The 12148-nt window shown below is 58.9% G+C and carries 9 protein-coding genes; 1 reads left to right on the forward strand and 8 read right to left on the reverse strand.

The genetic code is table 11. The features are described from left to right. Nucleotides 1-3: 3 nt before the first annotated feature. Together argF and K5845_RS02420 are read right to left on the reverse strand one after the other, a co-directional pair. Complete coding sequence (gene argF, locus K5845_RS02415) at nucleotides 4-924, reverse strand: ornithine carbamoyltransferase (RefSeq protein WP_046477378.1); 921 nt, start codon at nucleotides 922-924, stop codon at nucleotides 4-6. A gap of 41 nt (nucleotides 925-965) precedes the next feature. Beyond that, the gene (locus K5845_RS02420; RefSeq protein WP_502814116.1) at nucleotides 966-2201 is read right to left on the reverse strand and encodes an aspartate aminotransferase family protein; all 1236 of its coding nucleotides are present in this window, start codon (nucleotides 2199-2201) and stop codon (nucleotides 966-968) included. Between the two features lie 543 nt (nucleotides 2202-2744). Between K5845_RS02420 and K5845_RS02425 the strand changes: the two genes are divergently transcribed. Further along, the gene (locus K5845_RS02425; RefSeq protein WP_046480050.1) at nucleotides 2745-3311 is read left to right on the forward strand and encodes a GcrA family cell cycle regulator; all 567 of its coding nucleotides are present in this window, start codon (nucleotides 2745-2747) and stop codon (nucleotides 3309-3311) included. A 111-nt stretch (nucleotides 3312-3422) separates the two neighbouring features. On the opposite strand, the gene K5845_RS02430 is transcribed toward K5845_RS02425, so the two are convergent. From K5845_RS02430 to pstA, 6 genes are all read right to left on the reverse strand, one after another. Further along, entirely contained in the window at nucleotides 3423-6626 is a 3204-nt protein-coding gene (locus K5845_RS02430) for an efflux RND transporter permease subunit (protein ID WP_210183999.1), read from the reverse strand. After that, complete coding sequence (locus K5845_RS02435) at nucleotides 6623-8122, reverse strand: efflux RND transporter periplasmic adaptor subunit (protein WP_287958306.1); 1500 nt, start codon at nucleotides 8120-8122, stop codon at nucleotides 6623-6625. The genes K5845_RS02430 and K5845_RS02435 overlap by 4 nt, the downstream gene beginning before the upstream one ends. Nucleotides 8123-8471: 349 nt before the next feature. Further along, nucleotides 8472-9182: a phosphate regulon transcriptional regulator PhoB gene (gene phoB / locus K5845_RS02440; protein ID WP_046477376.1), complete on the reverse strand. Its 711-nt coding sequence runs from the start codon at nucleotides 9180-9182 to the stop codon at nucleotides 8472-8474. A gap of 26 nt (nucleotides 9183-9208) precedes the next feature. Next, nucleotides 9209-9952 carry a phosphate signaling complex protein PhoU gene (gene phoU, locus K5845_RS02445; RefSeq protein WP_046477375.1) on the reverse strand — a complete coding sequence of 248 codons (744 nt, stop codon included), beginning with the start codon at nucleotides 9950-9952 and terminating at the stop codon, nucleotides 9209-9211. An 81-nt stretch (nucleotides 9953-10033) separates the two neighbouring features. Beyond that, a complete protein-coding gene (gene pstB, locus K5845_RS02450; RefSeq protein ID WP_046480047.1) occupies nucleotides 10034-10813 on the reverse strand; it encodes a phosphate ABC transporter ATP-binding protein PstB in 780 nt (259 codons plus the stop codon). 60 nt (nucleotides 10814-10873) lie between these two features. Next, nucleotides 10874-12127: a phosphate ABC transporter permease PstA gene (gene pstA / locus K5845_RS02455; RefSeq protein ID WP_287958420.1), complete on the reverse strand. Its 1254-nt coding sequence runs from the start codon at nucleotides 12125-12127 to the stop codon at nucleotides 10874-10876. Nucleotides 12128-12148 lie beyond the last annotated feature (21 nt).

Genomic DNA, 12148 nt, shown 5'->3' on the forward strand with positions numbered 1-12148 from the left:
CCTCTATCCTCCAAGACACCAGGCCAGAATGGCCTTTTGCGCGTGCAATCGATTTTCGGCCTCGTCAAAGACCACTGAACGAGGTCCTTCGAGGACCTCTTCAGTGACTTCATGCCCGCGATACGCCGGCAAGCAGTGCATGAATATCGCGTCGCTTGCTGATTTGCTCATCAATGCGTCGTCCACCACGTATGGCGCCAACAGCGTTTTGCGACGCGGCGCATCGCTCTGGCCCATTGAAACCCAGGTATCCGTCACTACGCAATCGACGCCGTCGACAGCCTCCTCTGCGCTATCTGTGATCAGAACACGGCCCTTCTCGCGCTTGACCCAGGCGGTGACATCAGGATCGGGCCGCAGCTCTTCGGGACACGCAATGCGCAGCTCGAAATCGAACTTCACAGCTGCATGCATCCAGGAGGCCGCGACGTTGTTTCCGTCACCCACCCACGCTACAGACCGCCCCTTCAACGGGCCCTTGGCCTCTTCGAATGTCATCAGATCCGCCATGACCTGACAGGGATGGCTACGGTCGGTCAGACCATTGATCACGGGAACGGTTGCGTAACGCGTCAGCTCCATCACGGTGTCATGACTGTTCGCGCGGATCATGATGGCGTCGATGTACCGCGACAAAACACGCGCCGTATCCGCGATCGTTTCCCCGCGCCCCAACTGCAGGTCCGTGTGGTTGAGCGCGATTGTCTGCCCGCCGAGCTGACGCATGGCGACATCGAATGAGACACGTGTGCGCGTCGAGGGCTTTTCGAAGATCATGACGAGCACGTCGTCTTCAATGCCGGCCGGACGCAATTTGTCTGGAACACGCTTACCGGCGCGCTTCATAGCGTGGGCGGAATCGAGGATCGTGCGCAGAATAGCTGCGTCGATGTTATCTAGATCAATAAAATTGCGAACGGCCATGGCTCGGAGTCGATCTCCAAGTGCGGAAAAGATTAGGGTTGCTAGCGGGCAGGTACAGTAAGCTTCGAAAGGGCACGGGCTATGCGAGCTGTGCCTTCTACGATGTCGTCTTCGCTGATGTTCAACGGTGGGAGAATCCGAACGACGTTGTCGCTCGCGGTGATTAGAAGAAGGTGCTCAGCGAGCGCCGCCTTGACGCAATCGGCTACGGGAACATCGGGATTGAGCTTCAGGCCCATCAACAAGCCTTCGCCCCGAACCTCTAGAACCAGGTCAGAAAAGCGGTCTTTGATTTCAGCGAGGGATTGACGCAAGCGCGCGGCCTTGCGGGACACCTCTTCCAAGAACCCAGGTTCCAAGACAACGTCCAAGACGGCGTTGCCGACAGCCATTGCCAGAGGATTGCCCCCGAATGTGGACCCATGGGATCCTGCGGTCATGCCTGATGCCGCCTTTTCGGTGGCCAGGATCGCGCCAAGCGGAAAGCCGCCGCCGATCCCTTTGGCTATGGCCATAATATCGGGCTCTATGCCTGCGTGCTCGTGGGCAAACAGCCGCCCGGTACGCCCAACACCCGTTTGCACCTCATCAAAAATCAAAAGCAGACCGTGCTCGTCACAGAGCGCCCGCATCAGCTGCAGGTCTTCTGCCGGGACCACTCTGACGCCGCCTTCTCCCATGACCGGCTCGACCATGATGGCGGCCGTCTCGGGACCGATAGCCGCTTGCAGCGCTTCGGGCTCCGATACGGGTATGTTGTCGAAGCCGTCTGCTGCGATGCCGCAACCTTCCAGATATTTCGGATTGGCTGCTGCGGCCAACGCCGTCAGCGTGCGGCCGTGGAAGGCGCCTTCAAAGGTAATGACCCGCCAGCGTTCCGGATGCCCATTAACATAGTGGTAGCGGCGGGCAGCCTTGATCGCGCCCTCGCACGCTTCAGTGCCGGAATTGCAGAAAAAGACCCTGTCGGCGAAGGTCGTCGCACACAAACGCTGCGCCAACCGTTCCTGACCGGGGCTCCGGTAGAGATTAGACGTGTGCCAGAGCTGCGTTGCCTGCTCGGTCAGGGCCTCGACAAGATGAGGGTGCGCATGCCCCAGCACGTTGACAGCAACGCCGGAACCGAAGTCGAGATAGCGCTCGCCGTCAGCGGCAAACAGCCAAGCCCCTTCGCCGCGCACAAAGGCAACATCCTGGCGCGCGTAGGTGAACATTAATACCGGGGAGTTTTGGCTATTCGCTCCTGCTGCCGGCGCAGCTGTCAGGGGCTCAGTCATGCGAACTGATCCCTCCTGTACCAAATAAAAATGGCCGCCTTTGCCGGCGGCCCACGGAAGCCCATGAGATAAGCGGCATATTAGCACCTGTCAACGCAGACCGTTATGGCTCCGCGTACTTTCCGGGGTTAGCTCTATAGCAGTGTTCGGTGCTCGCCAAAACACTGCCGTACGAATCATTTGTGTTGCGAAGACGCCACGTGGCGTTGTCAACGGGTGTCTTACCCGAACCTCAATGCTTGTAGCGCGAAATCTGGATGTTGTACTGTGAAGGGGTCCGGGCACGAGATGTCGCTGAGTTGGCGACGCCACAGAGTTTTCGTCCCGCACGCGTTTGGTGGCTGAGTAGCGCCCCTTTTGTTTCGCGTGAGTTTGTCAAGCGTACTTCCAAGTAGCGTTCGTAATCCGATTGCGTCGGCATGAGTTCCGCTCATTGCGCGCCTTATAGCGCGTTTTCGAGCGCCATTTCGGCCGGTCGGTCTTTTTCCGCGCCCCCTTCGGGTGGAGCGCGATTGTGATGTGATTCTCAAGGGAGCGACAAGCATGGCCTGGACCGACGAAAGAGTTGAGCTTCTTAAGAGGCTCTGGTCGGAGGGGTTGAGCGCGAGCCAGATCGCCGGACGTCTCGGCGGCGTAACGCGCAACGCAGTCATCGGCAAAGTGCATCGGCTGGGATTGTCCGGTCGGGCAACGACTTCGCGGATAAAGTCGCACCGCCCGCGACCCCGCCTGGCAAACGCTGCCAAGCGGCAGACCCGTCCGGCCCGTTTTCCGACCAATGGCAATCCTGCTGTCCGTGCACTTTATTCTCCGGACGCCGAGCCATTCACCCCAACCGTCGAAGAACTTGTAATTCCGATGGCTGAACGCAAAAGCATCCAGACACTGACTGGATCGTGCTGCCGTTGGCCAATCGGCGATCCGCAAACGGCTGAGTTCCATTTCTGCGGGAAGGATAAAGTTCCTGGTCTTCCGTACTGCGAACACCACGCCCGGCGTGCGTTCCAGCCGCCGCAACCGCGGCGTCGCGAGCGCGAGCAGGTCGAAACAGTTCGTGTTGCCTTGGCGCGCAATGAAGCCCGCAATGAAACGGAAACGACTGACGCCTGATTTTGTTTAGAGGGAATTTTGCCAGCACCTCTCAGTGGGCGCTAGGCAGCGGGGGAAGGTTGGTTGCCTACGGGCAACCAACCTTTTTTATTCAAGGATCGGCCGCATCGCTCAGCTGGCGACCCGCGCCAAGCGTGCTCCGCTGCGCGCCCGGCGGCGAACCTTTGCATAGCGCCGGAAGCTCTTGAGGCTCATGCCGATATCATGCTGTATCGCCAGCATGGACGGCGTGACGAGCAGCACGAGCAACATGCCGAAGCCAAGCCCATAGCCGAGTGACAGCACCGTCGGCTTCAAGAACAAGGCTTGCCGGCTCGTTTCGAACGCCAGCGGAGCCAAACCGCCAACAGTTGTTGCCGTTGTCAGGAAGATCGCCCGCAAGCGGTCGCACGTGCCGTCGACGATTGCACTCGTCATGTCCTGGCGCGTAGCACGCTCATCAACAGTCGTTACGAGTACGATGGAGTCATTGATTATGATACCCGCCATCCCGATCAAGCCCACGACCGAAAACATGCTCATCGGGACATCGTGCAGCCAGTGCCCCCAAATCGCGCCAATAAGGCCGAACGGAATAACGAGCATTATGGTAGCGGGACGTGTCCAGGACCCGTTCACCCAGGCCAACACGGCGTAAATTCCCACCATCGCCAGGAGGAAACCGGTCAAAGCCTCGGTGAAGAACTCTCCCTCCTGCTCGGCCAGCCCTCCCATGGACCACTCCACACCGAACTGGCCCGCGATCCCGGGAAGGATTTCATCCCGCAAAGCTCTCATGACTTCTTCCGCGGCGACGGCATCATCAGGGAGATCACCGGAGACGGTTACGCGACGCAAACCGTTCTCGCGGCGGATTGATGAGAAGCCATGCAATTCCGTGATCGTGGCGATCTCATTGATCGGAGCAAAGCCGCCATCGGGGATGGGCAAAAAGGCTTGATGCAAGAAATCTCGGCCTGTGTCGGCGTCGGACAGCCGAACCCTGGCTATAATCTCGCGCGATCCGCGTGCCAGCGTGACGGCCTCGATACCGTCGAGGCGTTCGCGCAATGCCCGGGCCACCGTCTCTGTGGTGAAGCCCAATGCTTCGCCTTTCGGCGTCAAGGTCACGACGAGTTCTGGCTTATCATATGCCAGATCGTCTTCGACGCCGGTGGCTGCAGGGAATCTCGCGAGGCTGGCCTTCAGCGCTTCTGCGGCTGATTTCAAGACGTTTTCATCAGATCCAGCGAGAAGGACGCTGATGTCATCGCCGCCCGGCCCGGATCGGTCCCCGCGTAAAGCGAGTGTCTCCAAGAATGGTGTCGGGCGGACTTCCGCTTCCCAGTCGGCAATAAACTGAGCGGCGGAATAAGGACGCAGATCCGGATCAATCAGCTCGATATCGTAGCCGGCCAACTGATCGGGTTCCTTCGTGTCCGCCCCCTTCAAGCCGCGCCCGGTATTCCCGCCGAGTTTAGCGAGCGCCATTTTCACGGGAGCCGTGCCGTACTCCTTCTCATAGCGGTCATTCACCGCCTTCAACGCTCGGTCCAGTTCGGCAATCATCGCCCGGGTGTCGGCGCGGGTGGCCCCTTCCGTCATCGCGAGGTTGGCCCGCACGGTCGGGCGCTCCGGCGATGAGAAAAAGCGCCAGGTCACTGTACGATCCATCAGCGCCGTCACCGAGAAAGCCAGCAGAAGGACGGCAGCGGCGACGACGGGATAACGCAACGTCATCACGATACGCATCAATGGCCGGAATACGCGTTCGAGAAACCATGCAAAGCCCCGGTTTACGTATTCGCTCGGCAGGTCGATGAAAGAGCGCTGACCTGTATGCATCAAGGCGTGCCGCATGTGGGCTGGCAGGATCAGGAACGACTCCATCAGGCTTGCCAGCAGAACGACCGCAACGGTGAACGGCATATCCGAGAGCATGCGGCCAAAGCGTCCCCCGATCAGGGAGAGCACACCGAAAGCGATGACGGTCGTGATCGCAGCTGAGAACACCGGCGCGAGCATGCGTTCTGCCGCCGTTGTGGCAGCCACCGCAGGCGAGAGCCCCTTACGTGCGAGGTGGTCGGAGTGCTCGCCGATAATGATGGCGTCGTCGACAACGATGCCGAGGCAGATGATCAACGCAAACAGCGAGATCATGTTGAAGGTGAAGCCGAAGGCGTACATCAGGCCCACGGTTGCCGCCATCGCGACGGGGATGCCCGCGGCCACCCACACCGCCGTGCGGGCGTTGAGGAACAGGAATAGCAATACGACAACGATGGCCAGGCCGGTGATGCCGTTGTCAATCAGCAGGTCAAGACGGTCGATGATTTGTTGCGCCCGCGGATGTGCGAGGAAGACCTTTACGCCCTCCGGAAGCGTCGGTTGAAATTCTGCGATCGCGGCTTCCACTTGACGCTGCATGCGGATGGCATCGCCGTTGGCATCGCGACTGATGTCCAGCACCACGGCAGGGACACCCTGGTGATACATGGCGATTTCGCGATCAAGACCTTCTTCGATAATGTTCGCAATGTCGGCAACGCGGAGTTTCGTGCCATCGGGCAACGACCGCACCGCGACGGCGCCGACCGCAGAGGCCGTCAATTCCTGTGCGGCTGTGCGTATCCGTGCAGCACCTTTGTGGATTTCTCCAACGGGCTGCGTCCCGGTCTCAGATTTGATGGCGTTCGCAACCGTTTGAAGGGTGATGCCATAACGCTCGAGCGCTTCCGGGCGAACGTCGATACGGATTTCAGGGTCCGATATCCCGTCGATCTCCGTGTTGGTAATTCCCAGTTGGAACAATCGCGTCTTGAGCTGTTCGGCGTAACGCTCAAGCAATCCGATGCCAACGTCGCCAGAAATTACGACGTCGGTGACCGTGTCATGCCAACGCTTGCGCTTGATGACCGGTTCTTCGGCGTCTTCAGGCAGGTCGCGCACTTCGTCGACAGCCGCTTTCACCTCGTCCATGGCGGTTGCCATGTCCCAACCGGGCTGGAATTCGAGCGTGAATGATGCTGCGCCTTCTCGCGCGACGGCCTTTGCAGTTTTGACGCCTTCAATGGCCCGCAATTTCGGCTCGACGCGCGCGACAATCGCGTCATCCATTTCCTTGGGACCGACGCCGCGCCAAACGATGCTTACGGTCGCGGTCTCAATGGCGATATCGGGGAAGAACTGCGCACGGATACGGAGCCCGGCCACGACGCCACAGACAACAATAAGCGTCAGGAGAAGGTTCGCCGCTGTGCGGTGCCGTACGAAGTATCCAATAAAGCCGGTGTTGCTCATGCCGCCGCGATCGTGGGGTGCATTGTGCGCGCTCATGAGCGGCTCTCCCGACGCTGGAGTTGCCGCTGCAGGCGATCAACCAGGTCCTTCGGCGCGGTGGCGTTGGACAGTGCCTCAATTGTTTCCTTGCGACGCTGTTCCGACATGCGCGTGGAGCTGCGAACATGCTTGATCAGGGCGACGCGTTGCTCTTCGCTCAGTGCGACCAGGTTGTCGGGCTGAGGTAGGGCCGCGATCGCGGGGTCTGAGCTGCCGTCCTTCGGTTGCTGCCTTGGTGGCTTCACTTTGATGCCGGGACCAAGATAGGGCATGCGTGTGATCACGTAGCTCTTATCCGCCGGAAAGCCGCTGACGATGAGACCGTCCGATTGACGGCGTTTAATGTCGACCTTGACCTCTGCGAGGCGATCACCCTCGATAATAAGCATGCGCCCATCTTCAGTGGCAGCGGAGTGAGGAACCAGAGCAACGTTCTGTAGCCTTGGCTCAAAAACCTCGACGGTGACGAAGTCACCTGGACGCAACGCCGACAATGCGACGCCCTTCAAGCGCGCAAACACAGTCCTCCCGCCCTGATTGATGTCAACGACGGCAGCAGGCCGATCGAGAACGCCCTCAACTTCGACCGTATAGCCTTGCAGATCCAGACGTGCCTTGATGGGCTGGCGGAGGATCCTATCTGGCGCGTTCGGATCAATTAAGCGCGCAAATTCGCTGTTGCGCACGCGGAAAGAAACCTCCAGAGCGGTGGGATCAATAAGGTCGGCTAGCTTTTCGTTTTGCGAGACGCGGCGGCCGAGGGTGGCTGCGACCGATGTCAAACGGCCGGCAAAGGGTGCGCGGTAGCTTGTGTCACGCAGCGCGCGTTCGGCATCCTTCAATGCGATGCCAGCGCGCTCGAGGTTCTTTTGTGCGCGATCATTGAGAGCTTCACCCGCTACAATTGCCTGCGTCTTCGCCGCGAGCGACTGTTCAGCGGATGAGACCGCCATTGTCGACTCGTCCAGCGTGGCGGCTGTTACGATATCTTTCTTATGGAGTTGCTGCTTGCGCTCTAAATCCGCTTTCCGAACGTCAAGTTGAGTGCGGGCGAGATTTTCGTCGGCTCGCAGGTAGCTTAAAGCGGCCTCGGCTTCGGCGAGTTCGGAGCGCGCCTGCATAAGGGCAGCCTCGGCGTCGGTGACGCGCCGTTGCGCCGTATCGGGGTCAATGTGGAACAACAATTCACCAGCCTCGACTGCGCGACCGTCGCGGAAATTGTCAGCGATCTCAGTGATTGGCCCGGACGCAGCGGCCCGGATTTCCAGCGTCTCCCACGCGTGAATCTGGCCGTATGCAGTAATGACTGGCGTTAAATCTTGCGCTTCGAATTGACCGCCTTGCACGGAAAACTCGCGCTCTCGGGCTTGCATTTTGCGGCCTGACTTCTCGGCCGTCATCACTGAATGCACACGCCACCCCGCGACCCCCAATAGTCCCAAGGTAACGGCGACGATCATAAGCCCCGAAATTGCGCGGGTTATCAGCCGCATTTCCTTCCCCTCCATCACTTTCGCTCTGCTTAACGTCAGAGGTATGGTGATTTCCGTCGCTGGCGCAGAATTTCCGACTGATGACCAGCGTCCCGAACGAACAAAAAGTGCGCCTCATGGTTACCGGCGACGATCATGGAGGAGAAAAATGGCAGAGATCGACTGAACCCGCATGCAATATGGTGTTCATTGGGCATTCAGGCGGAAAAGAAGCTTGCTGATTGCCGCTAATAAACGGCTTTAGACGCCGGGCGCACCTGCCCTGGGCATTGAAATTAAAAAGCAATCAATAATGTGCCACGCGGGAGCCCACATCATCCTAATGTTGGTCCCGCGTTGTAATCTTTCGTCAAAAGTGAAACTGGCGATTGGTTGTGCGCTCACCGAACACGTATCCAGCGCCGCGCACCGTGCGAATAGGGTCGCGCTCTTTGCCGCGGATTAACGCTTTGCGCAATCTTCCGATGTGGACGTCAACGGTCCGCTCATCGACGAAGGCGTTGCGCCCCCAGACGCCATCCAGCAATTGCGAACGGGAGAGGACGCGCCCGGGACTTTCCATAAGAAATTCGAGGAGGCGAAATTCCGTCGGCCCCAAGCGAACTTCCCGAAGACCGCGAGACACCTTGTGGGCGGCACGGTCGAGTTCGACCTCGGCTACGCGGAGAACCTCGGCCGTCCGTTCCGGTGCAGCCCGCCGCAGAATGGCCTTCACGCGTGCCATCAGTTCAGGAAGCGAGAAGGGCTTGACCACGTAGTCGTCGGCGCCGGTAGAGAGACCACGAATGCGGTCAGCTTCCTCGCCGCGCGCGGTCAGCATGACGATGGGGACGTTACGCGTCTCGGCTTTGGACCGCATCCGACGGCACAGCTCAATGCCTGACACTGACGGTAGCATCCAATCCAGAACCATGAGATCGGGCAGTTCCTCAGAGACCATAATCTCTGCTTCCTCACCGGTTTCGGCGTGGCTGACCCGATAGCCCTCGGCTTCCAAATTGTAACGGAGGAGTTCAGCAAGCGGAAGTTCGTCTTCTATGATCAAGACCTTAGCTGACATGATCCAATTTTCCGGTCATTGAGCGATTAGGTATGCGACCCGTTTACTGCACCCTGACTCGTGATCAGCGTCGTACTGGTGTCGTCACTCTTCGGCCTATCGTCGGATATGGCCTCGCCGCTGACCAAGAATTGGATGGTCTCAGCGATATTGGTTGTGTGATCTCCAACGCGCTCAATGTTCTTAGCGCCAAACAGAAGATGCGTGGAAATCCCGATGTTGCGCGGATCCTCCATCATGTAGGTGAGGAGTTCGCGGAACAAAGAGTTGTAGACAGCATCGAGTTTCTCATCATCGCGCCAGACCGCAAGCGCGCGCTCGGCATCGCGCTCCGCGTAGGCATCGAGAACGTCGTTAAGCTGGCTGAGCGCGAGTTCCACCATATGACGCAGCCCCGTGATCAACGGCTTGGGATGGGGCTGACTGGCGATGGCGTGCGCGCGCTTTGCAATGTTCTTCCCGAGATCGCCAATGCGTTCGAGATCGCTCGCGATACGCATGGCCCCGAGGATATGGCGGAGTTCCCCAGCGCTCGGTTGACGCCGGGAGATCATCGCGACGACTTTCGCCTCGATGCCCCGCTCGAGGGCGTCGATCTGCCGATCGGTTTCGACCACCTTCTCGGCGAGATGCGGGTCACGCCGCTCCAACGCATCGAAGGCAAGGCCGAGGACGTGCTCAGCCAAGCCACCCATCTGGGCTATCGATTTGTCGAGGAGGGCAAGCTCCTCTTCGTAAGATTTCACGGTTTGCGATGAATCGCCGACCATGATCGCTCTTCTCCTTTTGGCAAACCACCCCCCTGGGGTCTCGCCGCCAATATCGCGGGTCAGTTCCCGGCCAGTTTAGGCTTAGCCGAAGCGTCCCATGATATAATCCTGAGTCCGCTTGTCCTGCGGGTTTTCAAAGATCTGCTCTGTATCGCCCACTTCCACGAGATAACCGATGTGGAAGAACGCCGTCTTCTGCGAGACGCGACGCGCCTGCTGCATGGAGTGCGTCACGATTACGATCGTGTAGTTCTGGCGCAGTTCATGGATCAGTTCTTCAACCTTCGCTGTTGCGATCGGGTCGAGTGCCGAACAGGGTTCGTCCATGAGGATAACGTCTGGGGTCGTGGCGATGGCTCGAGCAATGCAGAGACGCTGCTGCTGGCCGCCCGAGAGGCCCGTACCGGGCTCATGGACGCGATCTTTGACTTCTTTCCAGAGACCCGCCTTTTCAAGGCTCGTTTCAACGATCTCTTCGAGGTGGGTTTTGTCGCGAACGAGGCCGTGAATGCGCGGCCCATACGCAATGTTGTCGAAGATCGACTTGGGGAATGGATTCGGTTTCTGGAAGACCATGCCAACGCGGGCGCGCAACTCCACGACGTCGAGATCGCGATCGTAGATGTCCTGCTCATCGAGTTCGATCTTACCAGTTACCCGGCAGATCGGGATCGTGTCGTTCATGCGGTTTAAGCAGCGCAGGAACGTTGACTTACCGCAGCCCGAGGGGCCAATCAGCGCCGTCACGGAGTTGCGCGGAACGTCGAGGTTTACATCAAACAGAGCCTGCTTGGCACCGTAGAAAACGCAAACATCACGCGCCGTGACCTTTGGAGCTTCGCCGTTGGCGACGCCGCTCATAGGTGCGGTTTCCGCCGTTGTGCTGGTTGCAATCTGTTCCATATCAGCCGCCAATCTCAATTACCATTTCCGTTCGAATTTGCGCCGCAGGTAGACGGCCGCTGCGTTCATCACGAAGAGGAACATCAGCAGGACAATCGTCGCGCCCATCGTTCGCTCGACGAACCCGCGCTCGGCGGAACTCGCCCACATGTAAATCTGCACCGGCAAAGCCGTCGCCGGGTCCAAGGGCGTTGTCGGATAGTCGACAACGAACGCCACGAGGCCGATCATCAGAAGCGGTGCAGTCTCACCAAGCGCTTGAACAAGACCGATGATGGTTCCCGTTAGAATACCGGGAAGCGCCAACGGCAGTACGTGGTGGAACAAGGTCTGCATCTTCGACGCGCCAACACCTAGCGCAGCCTCCCGGATCGATGGCGGCACAGCGCGAATAGCGGCGCGCGTCGCAATGATCACGGTCGGCAGTGTCATGAGCGATAGCACGAGACCTCCGACCAGGGAAGCTGATCGTGGCAGGCCCATAAAGTTAATAAAAACCGCCAATCCGAGCAGGCCAAACACGATGGACGGGACCGCAGCGAGGTTGTTGATATTAACCTCGATGATGTCGGTAAACGTGTTCTTTGGCGCGAATTCTTCCAGGTAGGCTGCGGCCGCTACACCGATGGGAACCGCAACGAGTGCCACAATCAGCATCATGAAGAATGAGCCGATAAGCGCGACGGCGAGGCCGGCGGTTTCCGGCTGGCTAGATGCGCCATAAGTGAAGAGGCCTGTATTGAACTGCTTCTCCAGGCGCCCTTCGGCTATAAGCTTGTCGATCCACGCCAACTGCTTGTTGTTGAGCTGGCGACGCTCCTCAGGGGTGTTGCGATCGATCGAGCCCTTGATAAGGGCATCTACCTCACCGTTGGCGAGAACCCAGACGGGCACGGTCTGACCGATCAAGCTGCGATCCGATTCGATCTTGTTGCGGATCTGCACATCAACGCCGCGAGACAGCAGACCGCGCAAATCTCGCTTCTCTGGGCGTGTGGGACTTTCCAGACCGAGCGTACTCTGAAGGGCGTCGCGCGCCATCTTCGTGTAGTCGGCTACACGGATCGACTGTTCAGTAATTTGGCCATCTGCGTCCTGAAAGTCCGCCTCGTTGAGCGCGACCTCCAGCTTAATGTTCGTTTGCAGGAATGCCGTCCAGCCTTGAGAGATAATCGAGTAGAAGAGTACCACGAGAAAGAAGAGCGCTATGCCCAAAGCACCGAGCCCGTATGCCTTGAACCGCCATTCCGCTGCGTAGCGGCGCTTGAGCATAGCCGGATCATTGAGCTTACG

Source organism: Filomicrobium sp. (assembly GCF_025698805.1).
In the GTDB taxonomy this organism is placed as follows: domain Bacteria; phylum Pseudomonadota; class Alphaproteobacteria; order Rhizobiales; family Hyphomicrobiaceae; genus Filomicrobium; species Filomicrobium insigne.